Annotated in this window: 21 protein-coding genes; 20 read left to right on the plus strand and 1 reads right to left on the minus strand. The window is 36.7% G+C overall.

The features are described 5' to 3' along the window. The first annotated feature begins 127 nt into the window (after positions 1-127). Positions 128-1,687 carry a ribonuclease Y gene (gene rny / locus CD172_RS02430; RefSeq protein WP_060550931.1) on the plus strand — a complete coding sequence of 520 codons (1,560 nt, stop codon included), beginning with the start codon at positions 128-130 and terminating at the stop codon, positions 1,685-1,687. A gap of 242 nt (positions 1,688-1,929) precedes the next feature. Here the strand turns inward: rny and CD172_RS02435 are convergent, their stop codons facing one another. After that, positions 1,930-2,148: a hypothetical protein gene (locus CD172_RS02435; protein WP_037564606.1), complete on the minus strand. Its 219-nt coding sequence runs from the start codon at positions 2,146-2,148 to the stop codon at positions 1,930-1,932. Between the two features lie 188 nt (positions 2,149-2,336). Between CD172_RS02435 and CD172_RS02440 the strand changes: the two genes are divergently transcribed. From CD172_RS02440 to hfq, 19 genes are all read left to right on the plus strand, one after another. Next, on the plus strand, positions 2,337-2,720 hold the full coding sequence (locus tag CD172_RS02440; RefSeq protein WP_060550932.1) for an ArsR/SmtB family transcription factor: 384 nt from the start codon (positions 2,337-2,339) through the stop codon (positions 2,718-2,720). Next, on the plus strand, positions 2,701-4,851 hold the full coding sequence (locus CD172_RS02445; RefSeq protein WP_103345374.1) for a heavy metal translocating P-type ATPase: 2,151 nt from the start codon (positions 2,701-2,703) through the stop codon (positions 4,849-4,851). Before CD172_RS02440 ends, CD172_RS02445 begins: the two co-directional genes overlap by 20 nt. Before the next feature lie 133 nt (positions 4,852-4,984). Then, a complete protein-coding gene (locus tag CD172_RS02450; protein ID WP_060550934.1) occupies positions 4,985-5,776 on the plus strand; it encodes a TIGR00282 family metallophosphoesterase in 792 nt (263 codons plus the stop codon). A 112-nt stretch (positions 5,777-5,888) separates the two neighbouring features. Continuing rightward, positions 5,889-7,649, plus strand: coding sequence for a 2-oxoacid:acceptor oxidoreductase subunit alpha (locus CD172_RS02455; protein ID WP_060550935.1), 1,761 nt, complete (start codon positions 5,889-5,891; stop codon positions 7,647-7,649). Continuing rightward, positions 7,650-8,516, plus strand: a complete 867-nt coding sequence (locus CD172_RS02460; protein ID WP_103345375.1) for a 2-oxoacid:ferredoxin oxidoreductase subunit beta — start codon at positions 7,650-7,652, stop codon at positions 8,514-8,516. A 70-nt stretch (positions 8,517-8,586) separates the two neighbouring features. Beyond that, positions 8,587-8,883, plus strand: a complete 297-nt coding sequence (locus tag CD172_RS02465; RefSeq protein ID WP_103345376.1) for a thiamine-binding protein — start codon at positions 8,587-8,589, stop codon at positions 8,881-8,883. Positions 8,884-8,992: 109 nt separating this feature from the next. Continuing rightward, positions 8,993-10,534, plus strand: coding sequence for a tRNA (N6-isopentenyl adenosine(37)-C2)-methylthiotransferase MiaB (gene miaB / locus CD172_RS02470; RefSeq protein WP_103345377.1), 1,542 nt, complete (start codon positions 8,993-8,995; stop codon positions 10,532-10,534). Beyond that, positions 10,534-10,914 carry a YlbF family regulator gene (locus CD172_RS02475; RefSeq protein WP_103345378.1) on the plus strand — a complete coding sequence of 127 codons (381 nt, stop codon included), beginning with the start codon at positions 10,534-10,536 and terminating at the stop codon, positions 10,912-10,914. Before miaB ends, CD172_RS02475 begins: the two co-directional genes overlap by 1 nt. A gap of 4 nt (positions 10,915-10,918) precedes the next feature. Beyond that, positions 10,919-11,428 (plus strand): energy coupling factor transporter S component ThiW, encoded by a 510-nt coding sequence (gene thiW / locus CD172_RS02480; protein WP_103345379.1) that lies wholly within the window; start codon positions 10,919-10,921, stop codon positions 11,426-11,428. Positions 11,429-11,683: 255 nt separating this feature from the next. Further along, positions 11,684-14,275 carry a DNA mismatch repair protein MutS gene (mutS, locus tag CD172_RS02485; protein WP_411755714.1) on the plus strand — a complete coding sequence of 864 codons (2,592 nt, stop codon included), beginning with the start codon at positions 11,684-11,686 and terminating at the stop codon, positions 14,273-14,275. Positions 14,276-14,287: 12 nt separating this feature from the next. Next, positions 14,288-16,237, plus strand: coding sequence for a DNA mismatch repair endonuclease MutL (gene mutL / locus CD172_RS02490; protein WP_103345381.1), 1,950 nt, complete (start codon positions 14,288-14,290; stop codon positions 16,235-16,237). Between the two features lie 10 nt (positions 16,238-16,247). Continuing rightward, positions 16,248-16,781, plus strand: coding sequence for a glycerol-3-phosphate responsive antiterminator (locus CD172_RS02495; protein ID WP_103345382.1), 534 nt, complete (start codon positions 16,248-16,250; stop codon positions 16,779-16,781). Positions 16,782-16,805: 24 nt separating this feature from the next. Further along, a complete protein-coding gene (locus CD172_RS02500) occupies positions 16,806-17,837 on the plus strand; it encodes a S66 peptidase family protein (protein WP_103345383.1) in 1,032 nt (343 codons plus the stop codon). Between the two features lie 206 nt (positions 17,838-18,043). Further along, positions 18,044-18,859, plus strand: a complete 816-nt coding sequence (locus tag CD172_RS02505) for an MIP/aquaporin family protein (protein ID WP_060550945.1) — start codon at positions 18,044-18,046, stop codon at positions 18,857-18,859. 68 nt (positions 18,860-18,927) lie between these two features. Further along, positions 18,928-20,430, plus strand: coding sequence for a glycerol kinase GlpK (glpK, locus tag CD172_RS02510; RefSeq protein ID WP_103345384.1), 1,503 nt, complete (start codon positions 18,928-18,930; stop codon positions 20,428-20,430). A gap of 123 nt (positions 20,431-20,553) precedes the next feature. Then, positions 20,554-22,227, plus strand: a complete 1,674-nt coding sequence (locus CD172_RS02515) for a glycerol-3-phosphate dehydrogenase/oxidase (RefSeq protein WP_103345385.1) — start codon at positions 20,554-20,556, stop codon at positions 22,225-22,227. A gap of 283 nt (positions 22,228-22,510) precedes the next feature. Beyond that, complete coding sequence (locus CD172_RS02520) at positions 22,511-23,443, plus strand: alpha/beta hydrolase (protein ID WP_103345386.1); 933 nt, start codon at positions 22,511-22,513, stop codon at positions 23,441-23,443. A gap of 5 nt (positions 23,444-23,448) precedes the next feature. After that, the gene (gene miaA / locus CD172_RS02525; protein WP_103345394.1) at positions 23,449-24,405 is read left to right on the plus strand and encodes a tRNA (adenosine(37)-N6)-dimethylallyltransferase MiaA; all 957 of its coding nucleotides are present in this window, start codon (positions 23,449-23,451) and stop codon (positions 24,403-24,405) included. After that, positions 24,398-24,604, plus strand: a complete 207-nt coding sequence (hfq, locus tag CD172_RS02530) for an RNA chaperone Hfq (protein ID WP_037564566.1) — start codon at positions 24,398-24,400, stop codon at positions 24,602-24,604. Before miaA ends, hfq begins: the two co-directional genes overlap by 8 nt. Positions 24,605-24,715: the final 111 nt, after the last annotated feature.

Below are 24,715 nucleotides of genomic sequence, written 5' to 3' on the forward strand. Positions count from 1 at the left end.
GTCAGATACCTTGATTTTTCATTGTTCAAAACGTACAATTAAATGTGTATGGTCCTTATTTTTAATCTTATAATCTTATAGATTTATTGACATACAGTTTCAAATCCTAGAAAAAGGAGGTGTTTGTGTGAATTTATTAAGCCTCTTACTCATTTTGCTGGGTATGATTCTAGGAGTTGTTGTAGGGTATCTGATTGCCCAAAATGTAATGCGTCAAAAGCAGATTCAAGCACGTAATACTGCTGAAGATATTATTGAACAAGCCAATAAAGAAGCAGAGAATCTCAAAAAAGAAAAATTAATTGAAGCTAAAGAAGAAAACCAAATTCTAAGAGAACGTACTGAAAGTGAACTTAGAGAACGACGTGGTGAACTTCAAAGGCAGGAATCCCGACTTCTTCAAAAGGAAGAGAACTTAGAGCGCAAATCTGATCTTTTAGATAAAAAAGATGAGATTTTAGAGCAAAAAGAATCTAAACTTGAAGAAAGACAACAACACGTAGATGCAAAAGAGAGTAGTGTTCAATCAATAATAATGAAGCACGAACAAGAATTAGAACGCATCTCCGGTCTCACTCAAGATGAAGCACGTCAAGAACAATTAGCACGTGTTGAAGACGAGTTGTCACAAGATATTGCAATATTGGTTAAAGAAAAAGAAAATGAAGCAAAAGAACAAGTTAATCAAAAAGCGAAAGAATTGCTTGCAACAGCGGTGCAACGTTTTGCTGCAGATCATACGTCAGAATCGACAGTTTCTGTAGTTAATTTACCTAATGATGAAATGAAAGGACGTATCATAGGCCGAGAAGGTCGAAACATACGTACACTTGAAACTTTAACAGGCATTGATTTAATTATTGATGACACGCCTGAAGCTGTCATATTATCTGGTTTCGATCCAATTCGCAGAGAAATTGCAAAAACTGCACTTAATAACTTGGTTTCAGATGGTCGTATTCATCCAGGTCGTATTGAAGATATGGTTGAAAAAGCGCGTCGTGATGTCGATGAAATCATTCGTGATGCAGGAGAACAAGCCACATTTGAATTAAATATTCACAATATGCATCCAGATTTAGTTAAAATCCTTGGTCGTATGCATTACCGTACAAGTTATGGACAAAATGTATTAAAGCATTCCATCGAAGTTGCATATCTTTCTGGTATGTTAGCTGCTGAATTGAATGAAGATGTGACGTTAGCGAAACGTGCAGGTTTACTTCATGATGTTGGAAAAGCAATTGACCATGAAGTAGAAGGCAGCCATGTTGAAATTGGTGTAGAGCTTGCGAAAAAATATGGTGAATCTGAAACAGTGATTAATGCGATACATTCTCATCATGGTGATGTAGAACCAACTTCGATAATCTCAATTTTAGTTGCGGCAGCAGATGCTTTATCCGCTGCGCGACCAGGTGCAAGAAAAGAAACGCTTGAAAACTATATTAAACGTTTAGAGCGTCTTGAACGTATTTCTGAGAATTATGATGGCGTTGAAAAAGCCTTTGCGATACAAGCCGGTCGAGAAATACGTGTGATGGTCTCACCTGAAGATATCGATGATTTAAAAGCACACCGTCTTGCTAGAGACATCAAAAACCAAATTGAAGATGAGTTACAATATCCTGGTCATATCAAAGTGACAGTCGTTCGTGAGACGAGAGCAATAGAATATGCAAAATAATAAAAAAGCAGTGTTACTTCTAGTAACATTGCTTTTTTGATTCAAATCTTGTCACATTAAAAAGGGGTTAGGAGCAATCAATATTGAATTGATCTATGTCCCTCCCTTGAAGATATTAAAGTTAAAAAATTAAGTGTAACCTTATGTTTATATGTTAAATGATAGTTAAACATATATTATTAAAAAAAGAGCAATAGTAGAACTAAAAAAGTGCTACATTGCTCTTAATAAAACGATTTATATTAATGTGTTAAATTCAACTCTGTATCATGTAATTCCTTTAAAGCGCCTGCCGTATCATAGCAATTTGATGAAATATTTGTATATCTTTCAGCTAGTCGATAGGCATGGATATATAATTCAATGCTCTCTTTCGCAATATCCTCTGGATTATCCTTTTTTGATGGATTCGCTCCGACGACAAGTTCTGCAAACGTTTCAGGATCAATTGAAATTGACATAAATATGAATACAACTCCTATAATTTTTTGACATACTACAAGTTAAATCTTGAAGTATGTCTTTATTATATTGTTTACCCAAATCATTTCATTTAAATCATGGGTTTTCATTCAAGTAATGACTTGATTGTATGGTAAAAAATCGTTATACTACATTCAAATACATACTTGAATGAGAGGTGGTTCAATTGGTTAAAGAGATACCAACATGCGAATCATGGTCAATAGATGAAACGAGAATTAAAGAAGCCAAGGAAGCAATTGATCAAGCACCAATTAAAGATGTGAGCCAAATGTTTAAAAGTATTGCTGATTTAAATAGAGCAAAAATGACATATGCATTATGTATACATGAAGAATTATGTGTATGCGATATCGCTACGTTACTCAACATTACAGTAGCAAATGCCTCACACCATTTGCGCCTTTTATATAACAATGGAGTAGTCACATACCGTAAAGATGGAAAACGAGCGATGTATCGTATTTATGATGAACATATTAGACAAATTATGTTAGTATCTATCGAACATAAGGAAGAAGTGACATCAGATGAAACAACACACATATAATGTTGAAGGTCTGTCATGTGCCCATTGCGCAAATAAATTTGAGCAAAAGTTAAATCAACTTGATTCAGTACAATCGGCACAAATTAATTTCGGAGCATCAAAAATTTACGTAACTGGTCAGCCAACGCTCGATGAATTAGAGGAAGCAGGGGCATTTGAAAACTTAAAAATTTCTGATAGTACACAGCATTCTTTAAAAGATGACTATGTTAATCAAGAGAAAAGCGTAGAACCGATGGCATGGTGGCATAAATGTAAGTTATTTTATCAAAAAAATGGTGCAATTTGTTTTGCGATTTTACTTATCATCTTAGGGTATCTTTCAAAGTGGTCAGCAGGTGAGCATCAACTCATTACGATTACTTTATTTGCAACGTCGATTGTAATTAGCGGTGCGTCACTATTAAAACAGGGTTTTAGAAATTTAATGCACTTAGAATTTGATATGCATACGCTCATGACTATAGCGGTCATAGGCGGTGCAATCATAGGTGAATGGGGAGAAGTAGCGGTTGTTGTCGTGTTGTTTGCTTTAAGTGAAGCGCTAGAAACGTTTACGATGGATAAAGCAAGACAATCTATGCAATCTTTAATAAAAATGAGACCTGAAACTGCCTATCGATTAGTGGGCAATGATGTTGAACAAGTAGACGTTAAAGATGTCAACATTAACGATATTTTATTGATTAAACCTGGACAGAAAATTCCTTTAGATGGCATTATTCATAAAGGCGCATCAACGATTAATCAAGCCGCAATAACTGGAGAATCTGTCCCTGTAGATAAAGGGGAAGGAGATGACGTTTTTGCAGGGACATTGAATGAAAGCGGTGTATTAGAAGTATCTGTATCAAAACTTGCATCCGATTCAACCCTATCTAAAATGATTCAATTGGTTGAACGTGCGCAAGTAAACAAAGCACCTGCTCAAGCGCTTATTGAAAAATTTGCCAAATACTATACCCCATTAATTATGCTGATAGCACTCGGTGTCGCTATTTTACCGCCCCTATTGTTTCATGCTGAATGGCATATGTGGTTGTATCAAGGGCTATCTGTACTTGTCATCGGTTGCCCTTGTGCATTAGTTATTGCGACACCTATTGCAATTATTTCCAGCGTGAGTAATGCCGCAAAACATGGCGTATTGATAAAAGGTGGGATACATTTAGAGCAACTGAATCGCATTAAAGCCATTGCGTTGGATAAAACAGGTACGTTAACACAAGGTCACCCAGAAGTCTCACATATTGAAATGTTAGAAGATCGTATTGAACGGTCTACACTTTTAAAACATGTCGCTGCCATTGAAGCGATGTCTACGCATCCGATTGCACGCGCAGTAGTGAATTATATTCAAAAAGAGGTGGAGTTATCTCATTTTGAAGTGACTGAATTTCAATCTCAGACAGGTGTAGGTGTCACAGCTACTGTAGATGCTTCACAATATTGTATAGGAAAACCGCAACGTTTTGACTTAAACGATGCTGTGGAGTGGCAAAATAAAGTTAAGCAATATGAGACCTCGGGACATACAGTTATTTTAGTTTCCCAGAATGATGTGATTACGATGTTAATAGCGCTTAAAGACCGCGTGCGTCCAAATGCTCAATGGAGCTGTAAGCGTTTAAAAGATATAGGGATAAAGCATATTGAGATGCTAACTGGAGACAATACGGCAACAGCTAAAAGTATAGCGCAAGAAATCGGTGTGACTCATTTTAAAGCGAATCAATTACCTGAAGATAAAATGACACGTATGAGTGACTTAAAACAACACTATAGAAATGTCGCGATGGTGGGCGACGGTGTCAATGATGCCCCAGCTCTAGCCAATGCAACGGTTGGAATTGCTATGGGCGCTGCAGGTACTGACACTGCAATTGAAACTGCAGATATTGCTATTTTAAATGATGATATTTCAAAACTTCCATATACTTTTAAGTTGAGTCGTCATACAATGCGAATTATTAAAATGAACATTCTCATCGCAATTGGTTTAAAAATCATTGCATTATTGCTTGTTATTCCAGGGTGGCTCACGTTATGGATTGCAATATTTTCAGATATGGGTGCGACTTTACTCGTAGGTTTAAATGCATTGAGGCTACTGTACATTAAACCAGAATAAGCATGATTGAATCACATTGACATGGTGTGTGAACCCGTTACAATAAAATAGTATAAGAAATCATGCGTAGGATAGTAGCAAACTTAAAAGCTATTAACGCATAAAACTTCTTACTAGAGAGGATATTACTTAAATGAGAATACTATTTATTGGAGATATCGTAGGTAAAGTAGGACGTCAAACGTTAGAGACGTATTTACCTAAATTAAAACAACATTATCGTCCTACAGTAACGATTGTCAATGCTGAAAATGCAGCGCATGGTAAAGGACTCACTGAAAAAATTTATAAACAATTGTTAAGACAAGGCGTAGATTTTATGACCATGGGCAATCATACGTACGGTCAACGTGAAATTTATGATTTTATTGATGATGCATCACGTCTCGTACGACCAGCTAACTTTCCCAGTGAAGCCCCTGGGGTAGGCATGCGTGTCATTAATATTAACGATAAAAAGTTGGCAGTCATTAATTTACAAGGGCGTAGTTTTATGCCTATGAGTGATGATCCATTTAAAACTGCGGACCAACTGATTACACAAGCTAAAAAAGAAACCGACTTTATTTTTGTGGATTTTCATGCTGAGACAACATCGGAAAAGTATGCGATGGGATGGTATTTAGATGGACGTGTCAGTGCTGTTGTCGGCACACACACGCATATTCAAACGTCAGATGAACGTGTTTTAACGCATGAAACAGCTTATATCACTGATGTAGGAATGACTGGGTATTACGATGGTATATTAGGTATTAATAAAGATGAAGTTATCAAACGATTTATTACAAGCTTACCTCAACGCCATGTTGTCCCTGATGAAGGGCGTGGTATTTTATCTGGTGTTATCATTGATTTGAAGTCAGATGGTACAGCAAAGTCGATTTCTAGAATTCTAATTAACGATGACCATCCATTTTCGTAATAGTATCGTCCATTAGTATGAATTTTAATAAAACCCGTGATTTGTAGAGGCAAATCACGGGTTATTTTGATATGATATTAATTGAATTTAAACGTGCAGGAGGCTCATTTTAATGAAATCACAAGTATCATGGAAAGTCGGCGGTCAACAAGGTGAAGGTATTGAATCTACAGGTGAAATCTTCGCTACGGCAATGAACCGTAAAGGATACTATCTCTACGGCTACCGTCATTTCTCTAGCCGTATTAAAGGTGGCCATACTAATAACAAAATTCGTGTCTCTACTACACCTGTACATGCGATTAGTGACGATCTTGATATTTTAGTAGCATTTGATCAAGAAACGATAGCGCTCAATCATCATGAAATGCGTGAAGACAGTGTAATATTGGCTGACAGTAAAGCAAAACCTGTAAAGCCAGAAGATTGTAAGGCTCAATTGGTTGTTTTACCTTTTACAGAGATAGCGAAAGAATTAGGTACACCACTGATGAAGAATATGGTTGCGATTGGTGCGACTTCAGCTTTAATGCAACTTGAATCATCAACATTTGAATCATTAATTCAATCTATGTTTGAGAAAAAAGGAGACAAAGTGGTTAACCTCAATGTTGAGGCGCTTCATAAAGGCTATGAACTTATGACACAACACATAAGTGATATTGAGGGAGATTTTGTTTTACAAGAAGGTAGCGGGACGCCACACCTTTACATGATTGGTAATGATGCTATTGGATTAGGCGCGATTGCGGGTGGGTCTCGTTTTATGGCAGCTTATCCTATTACACCGGCATCTGAAATCATGGAATATATGATTGAGCATTTACCAGAAGTCAATGGTACAGTGATTCAAACTGAAGATGAAATTGCTGCGGCAACGATGGCCATTGGTGCCAATTATGGTGGTGTGCGTGCTTTCACCGCATCCGCTGGACCAGGTTTATCTTTAATGATGGAAGCGATTGGCCTATCTGGTATGACTGAAACGCCACTTGTAATTATGAACACGCAACGTGGTGGCCCATCTACAGGGTTACCTACGAAACAAGAACAATCAGATTTAATGCAAATGATTTATGGTACCCATGGCGATATTCCGAAAATTGTTTTAGCACCAACTGATGCAGAAGATGCATTTTATCTTACAGTTGAAGCATTTAACCTAGCAGAAGAATATCAATGTCCAGTTATTTTATTAAGTGATTTACAATTATCTTTAGGTAAACAAACAGTTCAAAACTTAGATTATCAGCGTATTGAAATTCGCAGAGGTGCGACAATGATGGATACGATAGAACGCGATCCAGATGATAAGGCGTACTTTAAGCGTTACGCACTTACGGAATCAGGTGTGTCTCCAAGACCAATTCCTGGTGTGAAAGGCGGTATACATCATGTAACTGGTGTCGAACACAATGAGGAAGGAAAACCGAGTGAAGCAGCGAGCAATCGTCAGGCGCAAATGGATAAACGTATGCGCAAAACGGAACACTTACTCATTAATGAGCCAGTAGAAGGTGACGACTTGAATGAAGAGGTTGATGTATTATACCTTGGTTTTATCTCCACAAAAGGTGCGATTCAAGAAGGGGTACAACGTTTAAAAGAAGCGGGGCATACTGCACATCACTTGCAGTTACGTCAATTACATCCATTCCCATCAGAAACAGTTCAAAAAGCTGTCAACAATGCGAAAAAAGTCGTCGTAGTAGAACATAACTATCAGGGGCAATTAGCTAACATTATTAAAATGAATGTTCAATTAGGCGATAAGTTAATCAAACAAACGAAATATGACGGCACGCCATTTTTACCTAAAGAAATTGAAGAAAAAGGATTAGAAATTGTGAATCAATTAAAGGAGCGAGTTTAATTGGCAACTTTTAAAGATTTTAGAAATAATGTAAAACCAAACTGGTGCCCAGGATGTGGAGATTTTTCAGTACAAGCTGCCATTCAAAAAGCTGCTGCTAATGTAGGATTGGAGCCTGAAGAGGTTGCGTTAATTACTGGTATCGGTTGTTCAGGACGTTTGTCAGGTTATGTAAATTCTTATGGGGTACATTCAATTCATGGACGTGCATTACCTTTAGCGCAAGGTGTGAAAATGGCAAATAAAGATTTAACAGTGATTGCTTCTGGCGGTGACGGCGATGGTTATGCGATTGGTATGGGGCATACGATTCATGCTTTACGACGAAATATGAATATTACGTATATCGTCATGGATAACCAAATTTATGGATTAACGAAAGGTCAAACCTCACCATCATCGGCTCCAGGCTTCATTACTAAAACAACGCCTAAAGGAAATATTGAACAAAATGTAGCGCCATTAGAACTTGCATTATCATCTGGCGCAACGTTTGTTGCACAAGGTTTCTCAAATGATATTAAAGGGCTCACTAAAATGATTGAAGATGCCATTCAACATGATGGTTTTTCATTTGTTAATGTGTTTTCCCCTTGTGTCACATATAATAAAATCAACACATATGATTGGTTTAAAGCGCATTTAACAAGCATTGACGATATCGAAGGTTATGATGCATCCAATAAACAGCAAGCGATACAAACAGTGATTGAACATGAATCTTTATTAAAAGGCATTGTTTACCAAGATACAGAAACGCCATCATATGAATCACAGATTGAAGGTTTAAGCGACCAACCACTCGCGCATCAAGATTTAAAATTAGAAGAAGCACAATTCGAAGCATTAACGAAACAATTTATATAATTACTCAAGCACTCATTTACCGTCTTTGACTCAATGAGTGCTATTTTTAGATGAAGGAAGGCGTATGATTATGGTAGATACGTTAATGAGTATTCAAATTATTCCTCAAACACCTCAAGGAAAAAACGTTATACCTTATGTTGACGAAGCGATAGCTGTGATAGATAAATCCGGCTTAAATTATCGTGTAGGGCCCCTTGAAACAACAATAGAAGGTGATATGAGCGAATTGCTCATTTTAATTCAACATATTAATGAGCGTATGGTGGAGTTAGAAGTGAGTAGCGTGATCAGTCAAGTAAAATTTTATCATGTTCCTGAAGGGATAAGTATGGCGACGTTAACAGAAAAATACGATGATGTTTGACCTGTCATATGTATTTCAAGGCCATAGGGCGCATTCAATTTCATTTTGCACTTTTTCTTGATTTTTAATATAATGTACTAATGATATATGGGCAGAAAGGGTTTTGCATGTGAATGAAGAACAAAGAAAAGCGGGCACATTAGATGTGCTTTCGCGACGTAATGATAAAGAAAAAGATTATAGTAAGTACTTTGAACACGTTTATCAACCCCCAAGTTTAAAAGAAGCCAAAAAACGTGGTAAAGAAGAAGTGGCGTATAATAGAGATTTCCAAATTGATGAAAAATATCGTGGTATGGGTAAAGGGCGTACATTCTTAATTAAAACTTATGGCTGTCAGATGAATGCACATGACACAGAAGTAATGGCTGGAATTTTTACTGCATTAGGCTATACACCGACAGAAGATGTGAATGTAGCGGATGTCATTTTATTAAATACATGTGCAATTCGTGAAAATGCAGAGAATAAAGTGTTTGGCGAAATCGGTAACTTAAAACATATTAAACAAGAACGCCCAGATTGTTTGATTGGTGTTTGTGGTTGTATGTCACAGGAAGAATCAGTAGTCAATAAAATTTTAAAATCTTACCAAAACGTTGATATGATTTTTGGAACACATAACATTCATCGCCTCCCTCAAATTTTAGAAGAAGCATATTTATCTAAAGCGATGGTTGTGGAAGTTTGGTCTAAAGAAGGCGATGTCATTGAAAATCTACCTAAAGTACGTGAAGGTCGTATTAAAGCATGGGTGAATATTATGTATGGTTGTGACAAATTCTGTACATATTGTATTGTTCCTTTTACTCGAGGTAAAGAACGTAGCCGTCGCCCACACGATATTATAGAAGAAGTTCGTGACTTAGCGCGTCAAGGTTACCAAGAGATTACGTTACTTGGTCAGAATGTTAACTCATATGGTAAAGATTTAGAAGATCTTGATTACGGTTTAGGTGATTTATTAGAAGATATTGCTAAAATTGACATTCCTCGCGTACGCTTTACTACAAGTCACCCTTGGGACTTCACAGATCGTATGATTGAAGTGATTGCCAAAGGCGGCAATATTGTACCGCACATTCATTTGCCAGTCCAATCTGGTAATAATCAAGTGCTTAAAATTATGGGACGTAAATATTCACGTGAAAGCTATTTGGATTTAGTTCGTCGCATTAAAACTGCGATTCCAGATGTGGCACTTACAACTGATATTATCGTAGGCTATCCTAATGAAACGGAAGAACAATTTGTAGAGACGCTTTCCCTTTATGAAGAAGTAGGCTTTGAGCATGCTTATACGTACTTATATTCTCAACGTGATGGTACACCTGCAGCTAAAATGAAAGATAATGTGCCTACAGATGTAAAAAAAGAACGTCTGCAACGTTTAAATCGTTTAGTTGGGGAATATTCAGCACGTGCATTGGCGCAATATGAAGGTCAAACAGTTAAAGTCCTTTGTGAGGGTGCGAGTAAAAAAGATGAACATGTGTTAGCAGGCTATACTGAAAAGAACAAGCTCGTTAACTTCCGTGCACCAAAAGAAGTTATTGGCAAAATTGTTGATGTTAAAATTGTTGAAGCGAAACAATTCTCATTAAATGGTGAATTTGTAGGCGTTTCTGAAGGTGCAATGGTGACGCAATAATGTTTAAAAAGGATGATATTATCCTCCGTGCCAAAGCACTTAGCGCTGACATTGAGGCTTTAGATGTGATTCAAAATTATAGACATATAGAAGCGCAAATACATCATCATCCGCAAATTGCCAAACATATGGATGCGTTGAAACAGAATCAAAAGCAATCCGTGAATTTCCAAAATTATAATAAACCCAACGCATATGAGCGCTCAGAAGAAACCATTTCTAATATTCGCGCTGAAATTGATGCGTATCCTATTGTAGGTCAATTTAGACAATCTCAAGAGGAAGCTAATGAAACGCTCCATCTCATAATTGAAACTTTAGCAACCAGACTTCAAGGTGCACATCACTTCTCTGGTTCTACACATCGTAAAGAGGAGTGATACTTTGAACAATAAAAAACTTACATTAACGGCACTTTTTATCGCGGTTAATGTTCTATTAAGTACAATTGTGGTCATTCCAATTGGTCCGTTTAAAGGAGTACCTGTGCAACATTTTATTAATGTATTGAGTGCGGTTATTTTAGGTCCATGGTTTGGACTGGCACAGGCATTTTTATCGTCACTCATTCGTTTACTTCTAGGTACAGGTACGCCGTTTGCATTTCCAGGAAGCATGGTGGGGGTTTTAGTCGCAAGTTTATTTTATTACGTGAATAAACATTTATTTGTAGCTTCAATTGGTGAAGTGATTGGCACAGGGATTATTGGAAGTTTACTTTGTATTCCTATAGCGTGGTTGATAGGTTTTGATGGTATGATGATTAAACCACTCATGGCGACGTTTTTATTATCGAGTCTAGTTGGCGCTTCATTAAGTTATGTGCTCTTGATAATATTAAAAAAGCGACATAAGTTGCCTAATTTAGATAAAAAATCAAAGCGCAAATTTTAAATATATGATAAAGATGGGGGATGTAATCTTCCATCTTTTTTTATAAATTCCTGTCAAATATCGCTATAATATTATCAACCAGGTAACCGATGCCGTGTGTGCCAAGTTTAATGTCGTATAGTGAGATTATGAACACCACATTGAATATGACTTCCTAACATTCGAGTCAACGTTTGAAATCTGTTAAACTAATTACATTATTAAGTTGAGAAATAGAAGGAAAGTGAAAAAATAATGACAACAGTCACGCCTATGATGAAACAATATTTAAATATAAAATCGCAACACACAGATGCTTTACTTTTTTTCCGCTTAGGAGATTTTTATGAATTATTTTATGATGATGCGGTGACCGCTTCTCGTGTGTTAGAAATTACATTAACGAAACGAGATGCAAAAAAAGACAATCCCATTCCAATGGCTGGTGTACCTTATCATTCTGCGGATGGGTATATTGAAACATTAATACAAAACGGTTTCAAAGTGGCAATATGTGAACAAATGGAAGATCCTAGACAAGTAAAAGGGATGGTTAAACGAGAAGTTGTTCGCGTCGTAACGCCAGGCACTTTGATTGAGAGAGGCGGCATCGATGAATCCCAAAATAATTATATTGTAAGTTTTATACACCACAATAATCAATATGCATTAAGTTACTGTGATGTGAGTACAGGTGAACTCAAAGTCACACATTTTGAAGATCCAAGTACATTGATTAATGAAGTAACGACAATCCAACCCAATGAAATTGTAGTGGACCAACCACTTACTGACGAATTGAAACGTCAATTCAGCATGATTACGGAAACGGTAACTGTCCGCGAATCTTTATCAGACTCTACATATAAGGTAAATACCATTTCGCATCCTACAATGACACGCGCCGTTCAAATCTTACTAGATTATATTTTTGATACGCAAAAACGTGATTTATCCCATATTGAAGAAGTTGTTACATATCAGGCGTTAGATTATATGAAAATGGATTTTTATGCGAAACGCAATTTAGAATTAACGGAGAGTATTCGCTTAAAGTCAAAAAAAGGTACATTGTTATGGTTAATGGATAAAACGAAAACACCAATGGGAGCGAGACGTTTAAAACAATGGATTGATCGGCCATTAATTCAACGTTCTGATATTGAACAACGACATGATGCAGTTGCGCAATTGATTAATCATTTTATAGCGCGAGATACTTTAAGAAGTTATTTAAACGAAGTGTATGATATCGAGCGTTTAGTGGGACGTGTGAGTTTTGGAAACGTCAATGCAAAAGATCTTGTGCAATTAAAACATTCTATTGCACAAATTCCACTCATCAAAGCGTTACTTGAAACGATTGATTCTGATGCAGTTGCACATTTTAATGCGCTTGAACCATTGGATGATTTGCTACATACCCTACAAGAAAGTTTAGTAGACGAGCCTCCATTATCAGTAAAAGAAGGTGGCTTATTTAAAGAAGGGTATCATACGCAACTGGATGAATACTTAGATGCTTCACGTAATGGTAAAACATGGTTAGCAGAATTACAAGCTAAAGAGCGTGAGCGAACAGGCATTAAATCATTAAAAATTAGTTTTAACAAAGTATTTGGGTATTACATTGAAATTACACGTGCAAACCTTACCCAATTTAACCCAGCAGAATATGGTTATGAGCGTAAACAAACACTCGCAAATTCCGAGCGTTTTATTACAGACGAATTAAAAGAAAAAGAAGCTATTATTTTAGGGGCGCAAGAAAAATCTGTTGAGTTAGAGTACGCGCTTTTTACTGAATTACGCTCATATGTAAAAACATTTACTGAACGGTTACAACAACAAGCGAAAATGATTTCCGAATTGGACTGTTTACAAAGCTTTGCAGAAATTGCACAAGCTTATAATTACGTTAGGCCTACATTTAGTCATGACCAAACATTGGATTTAAAAGCATCGCGTCATCCAGTGGTTGAGCGTGTAATGGACTATAATGATTATGTGCCAAATGATTGTTATTTAGATGCATCTGAATTTATATACTTAATTACTGGCCCTAATATGTCAGGGAAATCAACGTACATGCGCCAAGTTGCAATCATTAGCATTATGGCTCAAATGGGCGCGTATGTGCCATGTGAATCAGCGGTGCTTCCGATATTCGATCAAATTTTCACACGTATTGGTGCTGCTGATGATTTGGTGTCGGGTAAGAGTACGTTCATGGTAGAAATGTTGGAAGCACAAAAAGCATTGAAACATGCCACGCCGAACAGTTTAATTATATTTGATGAAATCGGACGGGGTACGTCAACATATGATGGTTTAGCATTAGCACAAGCTATGATCGAATACGTTGCAGAAACATCAAAAGCTAAAACGTTGTTCTCGACACATTATCATGAACTAACTGAACTTGAAGCAGCGTTACCAAGTTTAAAAAACGTACATGTTGCAGCAAACGAATATAAAGGCGAGCTGATATTTTTACACAAAGTTAAACCGGGTGCGGTTGCACATAGTTATGGTATACAAGTCGCGAAGCTTGCAGACTTACCTGAAGCAGTGATTTCACGCGCTCAAGTCATTTTAGATGCTTTTGAATCAGATTCGAATACATCTGCGTATCAGCAGCATGTACATCCGAAACATTTAGATATCAAAGATGGTATTGAGGACGAGGTCACAACATACGACCCTAAAACACCAGATGCACGCATAGAGCAAGCTACCTTTAATTTATTTGAAAATGAAATGACAGAAAGTGAAATTGAACAAGAAATTAAAGATTTGAATATATCACAAATGACCCCAATTGATGCATTAATTAAACTAAATGAATTACAAAATAAACTTAAATAGAAGGTGATGGATATGGGGCGCATTAGAACCTTACACACGTCACTCGCCAATAAAATCGCTGCCGGCGAAGTGGTTGAAAGACCGAGTTCAGTCGTGAAGGAATTACTAGAAAATAGTATTGATGCCGGTGCAACTGAGATCAATATTGAAGTTGTAGAGTCTGGTATTGCTGAAATTCGTATTGTCGATAACGGTTCTGGCATTGAAGAAGAAGATTTACCGTTAGTTTTCCACCGTCATGCAACGAGTAAGTTAGTCGAAGATGATGATTTATTTCATATTCGTACGTTAGGATTTCGTGGTGAAGCATTAGCGAGTATTGCATCAGTAGCTAAAGTGACATTGCAAACCTCAACTGATGGCATAGATGGTTATGAAGTATATGCTGAAGATGGTGTAATCCATGAACAAAAACCAGCTAAAGCGAGACGTGGAACAGATATCAAAGTCACATCATTGTTCTACAATACACCAGCAAGACTTAAATACATTAAAAGTTTATATACAGAATTAGGTAAGATAACGGATATTGTGAATAGAATGGCGATGAGTCATCCACACATTCGTATGACCTTAAAAAATGATGGTAAGACGATGCTACAAACGAATGGTTCTGGTCGCACAAACGAAGTCATGGCTGAAATTTATGGTATGAAAGTCGCTCGTGATTTAGTTGAAATTACAGGTGAAACGAGCGACTATCGTATTCATGGGTTTGTAGCAAAGCCTGAACATTCCAGAAGTAATCGACATTATATCTCTCTTTTTATTAATGGACGTTACATTAAAAATTTCGTGCTGAACAAAGCTGTTCAAGAAGGTTATCACACGTTACTTACAATTGGTCGGTTCCCAATTGTCTACATTAATATAGAAATGGATCCCATTCTTGTCGATGTCAACGTACATCCTACAAAATTAGAAGTACGTTTATCCAAAGAAGAGCAATTGTATTCATTGATTGTTGAAAAAATAAAAGCAGCATTCAAGCAAAAAGTGCTGATTCCTAAAAACGATTTGAGTGCCAAATATCAACCTAAAAAGGTATTAAAACAGTTTGAGCAACAAAAAATGGCATTTGATCAACAACATATTAAAAAAAATCCGCCCAACTCCAAAATTGAAGAAACGAATGTGGAAGAACCTTCATATAAAGAGGATGCAACAACAGAAGTAACAAATAATTCTACGCCTTCGTCAGAGGAATATACGAATGATGCGCATCAATCGTATGATAAACATCATAACGCTACATCGAATGATCAGGTGGATGCCTATACACAGGCGCAACGAGATATTTTATCCGGTCTGGATGCGCAATACGATACTTCAGATAGTCAGCCATCCATGTCTGTGGATAACGCGAAACAATTCACACCGCGTATTCCTTATATGGAAGTGGTAGGACAAGTGCACGGTACTTATATTGTGGCTCAAAATGATGAAGGAATGTATTTAATTGATCAGCATGCAGCACAAGAGCGTATTAAGTATGAATACTTTAGAGATAAAATTGGAGAAGTCAGCAATGAAAACCAAAATTTACTCATTCCTTTAACGTTTACATTTACAAAAGACGAACAACTTTTTATAGAAGAAAATATAGAAGCCCTTCAACGTGCGGGTATCTTTTTGGAACCTTTTGGGGGGCACGACTATATTGTGAATAGCTATCCAGTATGGTTCCCTCAAGAAGCGGTAGAAGAAACCATTAAAGACATCATTCATTATGCATTAGAACATAAAACGGTTAACATCGCTAAATTCAGAGAAGAACTTGCGATTATGATGAGTTGTAAAAAATCAATTAAAGCCAATCATTATTTGAAAAACAATGAAATGGCAGATTTAATCAATCAACTCCGTCAAATGGAAGACCCATTTACTTGTCCACACGGCAGACCTATTATCATTAACTTTACAAATTACGAATTAGAACGACTTTTTAAACGTATACAATAAGGGGGCAAACATGAAACCAAATATATTACCTGCAATACGATCAATGAAAAGTCTAGAAAAATTGACGCAAACCGATTACAAAACATGTGTGATTCTTGATACGCACATCGGTCATCTTAAAAGTATGATGCAGTTTATTCATAGTAAACATTTGCACCCGTTTATTCATATCGATCTAATAAAAGGTATGAGTCATGATGAATATGCGTGTGAATACATTATTCAATCGTATAAACCAAAAGGGATTGTGTCGACAAAATCAAAGGTTATTAAGAAAGCAAAGGCATTAGGTGTCATCACGATATTTCGCGTGTTTATTATTGACAGTCATGCGCTTGAACGTAGTATCAGTTTAATTCAACGTATTGAACCAGATTTTGTTGAGGTACTTCCTGGTATCGCGAATAAAGTTATAGAACGTATTTACAACGAAACTGGTGTAAAAGTGATTGCAGGTGGATTAATCAGTACAGAACAAGAAGTAATTTCAGCAATAGAAAGTGGCGCAACATATGTGACAACAAGTGAAGAACGTTTGTGGTAATCATGAAACAAAGGGGAGATTGAAATGATTAAACCAAAACCATTAAGTAAAGGTGATACCATCGCAATTGTTTCACCATCATCAGGATTAGCAGGCGAACCAACTATAAAGTGGCGTACTGAACAAGGTATACGCTATATTGAACAAATGGGCTATCGTGTCAAAGTGATGCCCGAAGCGCTAAACACCATTCAGTGGAATTATGACCACCCTGAATTACGTGCTCAAACATTGATGGAGGCATTTCAAGACGATGAAGTAAAAGCAATTTTATGTACGATTGGTGGTTATGAGTCGGTACGTATCATTCCATTTATTGATGATGCAGTGATTCAACAAAATCCCAAAATTTTTATTGGGTATTCAGACATAACGCCATTACATCTCTATTTTAATCGGTTAGGATTAACAACTTTCTATGGCCCAGCTTTACTCACAGACTTTGCAGAAAATGGGGGTGCTGACGCTTATACGATGTCGGCACTTTTCTCTTTAATTAGCGAGGATAAATCGTTTGGTCCACTTCAACCAATCCCTTATTTTCGGAAGTTTGGTCTGAAATGGGAAGCACATTTACGACATTTCGAACGCGAAAAAATACCCGCTAATGATATTACAGTTTTACATGGTCAAGGCACTGTGTCAGGCTCGTTAATTGGTGGTTGTTTCGAGTCGCTTGATAAATTAAGAGGAACAACGTATTTTCCCCCAATAGATGCCTTTAACAATGCGATTTTATTTATCGAAACATCTGAAGTCCATACACCACAATGGTCGTTTGAAGAATCACTTCGCACATGGGGGCTTATGGGGGTATTCCAACGCATCAATGCTTTAATTGTGGGACGACCACATGACGGCGTCCTTCAAAATGAGTATCATGCCTCTATTTTAAAAGTGTTAAAAGAATTTCATGAAAATGACTTGATTGTTGTAGTCAATGTTCCTATTGGTCATAATGAACCTAAAGCGACATTACCATTAGGCATTCATGCAACTGTACATACAGATCCGTGTAAAATTTCAATTGATGCTTCGGCAGTAAGTCACAAATAACCTTAAATTTTAGAGTGTTTTGTAATGAAAATTGTAAAGCGCGTTTTAATCCTTTGAAATGTTATTGACAACGCTTACATCGAGATGTAATATTAAAAACAAGTTAATAGATGAATCGAGACGCTAGAGACTTCTTCGCACGTGTTATTAATAATAGTAATACGGTCAGCTAGGGGTCTTTTTGTCTTTTCAAGGGAGGAAAAATAATGAATATCTACTTAGCTGAGTTTATCGGAACCGCCATTCTACTATTAATGGGTGGAGGCGTTGTTGCGAATGTTGTATTACGTAAATCTAAAGGTGAAGGTGCTGACTGGATTGTGATCGCAATTGGTTGGGGTTTAGCCGTTACTTTAGGTATTTACGCAGTAGGAAACTTTTCGGGTGCTCATCTTAACCCAGCTGTAACATTGGCATTTGCGGTAACTGGTGATTTTCCATGGTCGCAAGTTCCAGGATTTATTATTGCACAAATTTTAGGTGGTATTGTAGGTGCCGTACTCACGTGGTTGACGTATTTACCACACTGGCGCGCAACTGAAGATAAAGCGGCTAAATTAGGTGTTTTTTCAACAGCACCTGCGATTCGAAATTACACAGCAAACTTTATCACAGAGATTATTGGTACTGCTGTTTTAACATCTGCATTGTTATTTATTGGAACAAACAAATTTACAGACGGATTGAACCCTGTCATTGTCGGTTTATTAATCGTAGGGATTGGGGTAAGTTTAGGTGGTCCAACAGGATATGCCATCAACCCAGCTCGTGATTTAGGTCCTCGTATCGCGCATGCAATTTTACCAATTCATGGTAAAGGACATAGTGACTGGCAGTATGCGATTGTTCCTATTTTAGGGCCAATTACTGGTGGTATTTTAGGTGCTGTCATTTATAGATTGTTTTTCCAAGGTACATTCGATGTATGGACAATTGTTGCTGTCGTACTATTAGTGGGTACATTAGTGTTAGGTAGTATTTTAAACAAAAAAATTAAACATGAAGATTTTGGTGCTATCTAAACATACAAATGGCAAGCTATGATTGCCTATGTGATTAAAACATGAGTGATAATGGGAGGTAACATATTATGGGAAAATATATTTTATCAATTGACCAAGGGACGACAAGTTCAAGAGCAATATTGTTTAACGAGAAAGCAGAAATTGTGGGAGTAGCGCAACGTGAATTTAAGCAACACTTTCCAAAATCTGGTTGGGTTGAACATGACGCGAATGAAATTTGGACATCTGTATTGTCTGTTTTAGCTATCGTGTTAAATGAAAATAACGTTAGAGCTTCAGAAATTGCAGGTATTGGCATTACAAACCAACGTGAAACAACAGTTGTTTGGGATAAACATACTGGACGTCCAATCTATAATGCGATTGTTTGGCAATCCCGCCAAACACAAGCAATTTGTGAAGAACTTAAAAATGGTGGACATGAAGACACATTCCGTAAGAAAACAGGATTGTTACTTGATCCATACTTCTCTGGAACGAAAGTAAAATGGATTTTAGATCATGTTGAAGGTGCGCGAGAAAAAGCAGAAAATGGTGATGTGTTATTCGGCACGATTGACTCTTGGTTAGTTTGGAAGTTATCAGGCGGTAAAGCACACGTAACAGACTATTCTAACGCGAGTCGTACATTAATGTATAACATTCATGACTTACAATGGGATGATGAATTATTATCACTCCTTGATGTTCCAAAAGCCATGTTACCTGAAGTAAAACCCTCAAGTGAAATTTATTGTGAAACAATTGATTATCACTTCTTCGGTCAAAAGGTTCCTATTGCAGGTATTGCAGGTGACCAACAAGCAGCATTATTTGGCCAAGCTTGTTTCGAAAAAGGAGATATTAAAAATACTTACGGTACAGGTGGATTCATGTTAATGAACACTGGCGAAGAAGCAGTGACTTCAGAGCATGGTTTATTAACAACGATTGCCTATGGTTTAGATGGTAAAGTGAATTATGCGCTTGAAGGTTCAATCTTCGTTTCAGGCTCAGCAATTCAATGGTTACGTGACGGATTACGTATGATTAATTCAGCGCCCCAGTCTGAAGATTACGCGAAACGTGTGGATTCTACTGAAGGTGTGTATGTTGTTCCTGCTTTTGTTGGTTTAGGTACACCATACTGGGATTCAGAGGCACGTGGGGCCATCTTTGGATTAACACGTGGTACAGAAAAAGAACATTTCATTCGTGCGACATTAGAATCACTATGTTATCAAACACGCGATGTGATTGAAGCGATGGCACAAGATTCAGGTATTGAAGTGAACAGTTTACGAGTTGATGGTGGCGCAGTAAAAAATAACTTCTTAATGCAATTCCAAGCTGACTTAGTGAACGTTTCAGTGGAACGCCCTGAAATTAACGAAACAACGGCGTTAGGTGCAGCATATCTTGCAGGTATTGCTACAGGATTCTGGAGAAATAAAGATGAAGTAAGCAATAACTGGAAATTAGAAAAATCATTTGAACCACAAATGGCTGCTAAAGATGCCAATAAATTATACAAAGGTTGGCAAAAAGCAGTTGAAGCAACGAAAGTCTTTAAATTAGACGAAGCATAAGTCGTATGCTATACTGTAGATAAGTTAATAGTTTACTCGAGAAGAAGAGAGATTTTGTCGTAAAACTTTATGTTAAAGTATATGGGCGGAGTCTCTCTTTTTATCATTATAGGAGGCGTTTTTATGGGACGTTTATCAACGTTACAACGTGATTCAGTTAAAGAAAAAATGCAACAAGAGGAATATGATTTAGTCATTGTCGGGGGCGGCATTACAGGTGCTGGCGTCGCTTTAGATGCATCAGCACGAGGTATGAAAGTAGCTTTATTAGAAATGCAAGACTTTGCATCAGGTACAAGTTCTCGTTCAACAAAACTTGTGCACGGTGGTTTAAGATATTTAAAACAATTCCAAGTCGGTGTGGTAGCTGAAACTGGTAGAGAGCGTGAAATCGTATATGAAAATGGACCACACGTGACAACACCAGAATGGATGTTATTACCAATGCATAAAGGCGGTACGTTCGGTAAATTTTCAACTTCTATCGGTTTAGCTGTTTATGATCGTTTAGCTGGTGTCAAAAAATCAGAACGTAAACGTATGTTGAATGTTCAAGAAACAAAAGATAAAGAACCACTCGTCAAACAAGATGGTTTAAAAGGTGGTGGCTATTACGTAGAATACCGTACAGATGACGCACGTATGACAATTGAAGTAATGAAAAAAGCGGCTGAATTTGGTGCAGATATCATTAACTATGCTAAAGTAAGCCAATTTTTATATGACAATCATAATAAAGTAAATGGTGTACGTGTCATTGACCGCATTAAAAATGAACAATTTGAAATTCACGGTAAAAAAGTAGTTAATGCAACCGGACCTTGGGTTGATGAGGTGCGTAGTAATGATTACTCTAAGAACAACAAAGAATTACGTTTAACGAAAGGCGTACACGTTGTATTTGATGAATCAAAATTCCCTTTACATCAGGCAGTTTATTTTGATACAGAAAAAGATGGTCGTATGATTTTTGCGATTCCTAGAGAAGGTAAAACATATGTCGGTACAACAGATACATTTTACAATAACGACAAAGCCAGTCCTTTAGTCAACCAAGAGGACCGTGATTATTTAATCAATGCGATTAACTACATGTTCCCAACAGTACATGTCAAAGATGAAGATATCGAATCAACATGGGCAGGTATTCGTCCGTTAATTCTAGAAGAAGGTAAAGATCCATCTGAAATTTCACGTAAAGATGAAATTTGGGAAGGAGATTCTGGATTATTAACGATTGCTGGCGGTAAATTAACAGGTTACCGTCATATGGCTAACGAAATAGTGGACCGTGTTGCGAAACGCTTGAAACAAGAGTATAAATTAGAATTTAAACCAGCGAATACGAAGAATATCCCAATGTCAGGCGGAGATGTTGGCGGCAGTAAAAACTTTAAATCTTTTGTAGATGAAAAAGTGAAATTGGCTAAAGGTTATAACTTGGATGAAAACGTCGCACGTAAATTAGCTAAAAAGTATGGTTCTAATGTCGATGAATTATTTGCACTTACTCAAGCGGCACAACATCAAAGTACAGGACTACCTTTAGAAATGTACGTAGAATTGTTATATGGCGTTCAAAATGAGTTGGTTGTAAAACCGACTGACTTCTTAATTCGTCGTACAGGAGCGCTTTACTTTGATATCGAATCTGTTCAAAAATATAAAGATATTGTCACTAATGTTTTAGCAGATTTAGTTGGCTACGATGACAATACTAAGGCCGTATATAAACAAGAATTAGAAGATGCGATTACACATGCAATTCATGGACAACATCAAACAGTCACAGTGTAAAACAAATTAATATTAAGATTTAAAAAAAGAGTAGGATATAAATCTCTAAGATTATATCTTACTCCTTTTTTATTGAAGAAGTAAACTCGTTGAAAATTAGTATGATTCAAGAGTAGGCGATGTGATTTGAGGTTTGAATTTAAGTTGAATCCATGATTTTTAATTAAGGAGCGTATAACGATAGTAGGATAATTTGTTGTATAAAATATGAGAAACGTGTTTGTAATGAAAACCTGTGGTAAAGTTGAAGTATGAGATGGGTATGGAAAGGTGGATTTATACAATGGTTAAGAAAGAAACCATGAAAATAGCGTTATCTGATGAAACCATATTAGAAGTGAAAATTGACCGTGCAGATCATGAGGCTGTAGGGATTGTACATGTTTTTCATGGTATGGCAGAACATATGGATCGGTATGAACGTCTTGTTACGCAACTGAATCAGCAAGGCTATCATGTGATTCGACATAATCATCGTGGTCATGGTAAAGCGATTAATACACTCCGAGGGCACTTTAATTCTGTCGATGAAGTGGTTCATGATGCGTATGAAATCAAAACGACGCTACAGCCAACTATCAATGAGACGCTACCTTACATTATTTTAGGACATTCGATGGGTTCTATTATCGCACGTCGTTATGTTCAATTATACCCAAATGATGCTGATGGTTTAATTTTGACGGGTACCGCGCTCTATCCAAAATGGAAGGGTTACATCAATATCATTGCATTAAAAATTGTCACGTTATTTACAGGTAAAAAGCGTCGCCTAAAATGGATTAATGACCTTGTCACTGGCTCCTTTAATAAAAGTTTCAAACCAACACGTACACCTAGTGATTGGATTAGTTCGGATGAACATGAAGTGGATGTTTTCATACAAGATCAATATACTGGCTTTTTAGTTTCAAACCAATTGGTTTATAGTGTGATGCATCATATTATGAAAACTGCACAATTAAAAGAAATTGCTAAGATGAATCCAGAACTCCCAATTTTACTTATTGCTGGTAAAGCGGATCCGTTCGGAGATTATGGCAATGGGATACGTCGGTTAGGTAAGACGTTAAAAAGAGGCGGCATCAAGCATATTACTGTACAGCTTTATAAACAAAAGCGACACGAAATTTTATTTGAGAAAGATAAGGAAGCGGTATGGCGTCATATGTTAGACTGGATGAGTCGTCAAATTATAAAGAAAAAAAGTGAGTGAATCAAGTGAGTGAAAAAAAGCCCTTTTTAATCGTTATCGTTGGGCCAACAGCGAGTGGGAAAACAGAACTAAGTGTGGAACTTGCCAAAAAAGTAAATGGTGAAATTATTAGTGGAGACTCCATGCAAGTGTATCGACATATGGATATTGGAACCGCAAAAATCACATCAGATGAAATGCAAGGCATACCGCATCATTTAATTGATATATTATCACCTGATGAAACGTTTACCGCTTATGATTTTCAACAACGTGTGAAACCGTTAATTGATGAAATAACTCAAAGAGGTAAAGTTCCGATTATAGCTGGGGGGACAGGCCTTTATATTCAATCAGTTATTTATAATTATGAATTTGAAAATGAAGAGGTTTCAACTGAAAAAGAAGCTGAAGTGGCTAAAAAAATGCGTCACCTTAGTACCTATTCAAATGAAGCGTTACATGATTATTTAGGAACATTTGACCCTGAGTCTCAAGCCAATATTCATCCAAATAATCGTCAGCGCGTTGAGAGAGCGGTTTCATACTATTTGAAGACGAAAAAAATTTTAAGTAATCGCAAGAAAAGTCACCAATTAACAGAAAATTATGATACATTATTACTAGGGATAGAAATGTCGCGCGATACATTGTATCATAGAATAAATAAACGTGTAGACATTATGTTGTCTCAAGGTTTAATGGACGAAGTGCAACACCTTATTGAATTAGGTTATGAATCATGTCAAAGTATGCAAGCGATTGGCTATAAAGAATTAGTACCCGTCGTGCATAATGAGCTTGAAATAAACCAGGCAGCAGAATTGTTAAAACAGCATTCAAGAAATTATGCTAAACGACAATTAACGTGGTTTAAAAACAAACTTAATGTTCATTGGTTAGATAGAGAGAGAATGTCACTTCCAGAAATGCTAGATGATATTTTAACCCAAATAAACAAAAGGAGAAATGAACATGTTTGACAAACAAGATATTCAAGAAACGTATCTCGAAAACTTTAAAACTGAGGAAAAGGAATTAACAGTCTTCTTAACGAATGGTTTTCAATTAAGAGGTACAATTGCAGATTATGATCAGCATGTGGTTGATTTTCTTTCTCAAGGAAAACATCATTTAATCTATAAACATGCCATTAGTACATTTCTTGAAGGTACGAACTAAGCGAAGTGCACAGTTTTTAGTTTGAATGAATGTAAAGACGTAGTTGGTCTATAACTAAAAAACGAATTTCATAATGCTGGAAACAAGAAACGATCCCCCTTTGTGTTTGCT

Source organism: Staphylococcus agnetis (assembly GCF_002901865.1).
Taxonomy (GTDB): domain Bacteria; phylum Bacillota; class Bacilli; order Staphylococcales; family Staphylococcaceae; genus Staphylococcus; species Staphylococcus agnetis.

Excerpts from the sequence above, each read along its gene's own strand:
- CD172_RS02435 (WP_037564606.1), bottom strand. The coding sequence starts at position 2,148 with ATGTCAATTTCAATTGATCCTGAAACGTTTGCAGAACTTGTCGTCGGA.
- CD172_RS02445 (WP_103345374.1), top strand. The coding sequence starts at position 2,701 with ATGAAACAACACACATATAATGTTGAAGGTCTGTCATGTGCCCATTGC.
- CD172_RS02450 (WP_060550934.1), top strand. The coding sequence starts at position 4,985 with ATGAGAATACTATTTATTGGAGATATCGTAGGTAAAGTAGGACGTCAA.
- CD172_RS02455 (WP_060550935.1), top strand. The coding sequence starts at position 5,889 with ATGAAATCACAAGTATCATGGAAAGTCGGCGGTCAACAAGGTGAAGGT.
- CD172_RS02465 (WP_103345376.1), top strand. The coding sequence starts at position 8,587 with ATGGTAGATACGTTAATGAGTATTCAAATTATTCCTCAAACACCTCAA.
- CD172_RS02475 (WP_103345378.1), top strand. The coding sequence starts at position 10,534 with ATGTTTAAAAAGGATGATATTATCCTCCGTGCCAAAGCACTTAGCGCT.
- mutS (WP_411755714.1), top strand. The coding sequence starts at position 11,684 with ATGAAACAATATTTAAATATAAAATCGCAACACACAGATGCTTTACTT.
- mutL (WP_103345381.1), top strand. The coding sequence starts at position 14,288 with ATGGGGCGCATTAGAACCTTACACACGTCACTCGCCAATAAAATCGCT.
- CD172_RS02495 (WP_103345382.1), top strand. The coding sequence starts at position 16,248 with ATGAAACCAAATATATTACCTGCAATACGATCAATGAAAAGTCTAGAA.
- CD172_RS02500 (WP_103345383.1), top strand. The coding sequence starts at position 16,806 with ATGATTAAACCAAAACCATTAAGTAAAGGTGATACCATCGCAATTGTT.
- CD172_RS02505 (WP_060550945.1), top strand. The coding sequence starts at position 18,044 with ATGAATATCTACTTAGCTGAGTTTATCGGAACCGCCATTCTACTATTA.
- glpK (WP_103345384.1), top strand. The coding sequence starts at position 18,928 with ATGGGAAAATATATTTTATCAATTGACCAAGGGACGACAAGTTCAAGA.
- CD172_RS02515 (WP_103345385.1), top strand. The coding sequence starts at position 20,554 with ATGGGACGTTTATCAACGTTACAACGTGATTCAGTTAAAGAAAAAATG.
- CD172_RS02520 (WP_103345386.1), top strand. The coding sequence starts at position 22,511 with ATGGTTAAGAAAGAAACCATGAAAATAGCGTTATCTGATGAAACCATA.
- hfq (WP_037564566.1), top strand. The coding sequence starts at position 24,398 with ATGTTTGACAAACAAGATATTCAAGAAACGTATCTCGAAAACTTTAAA.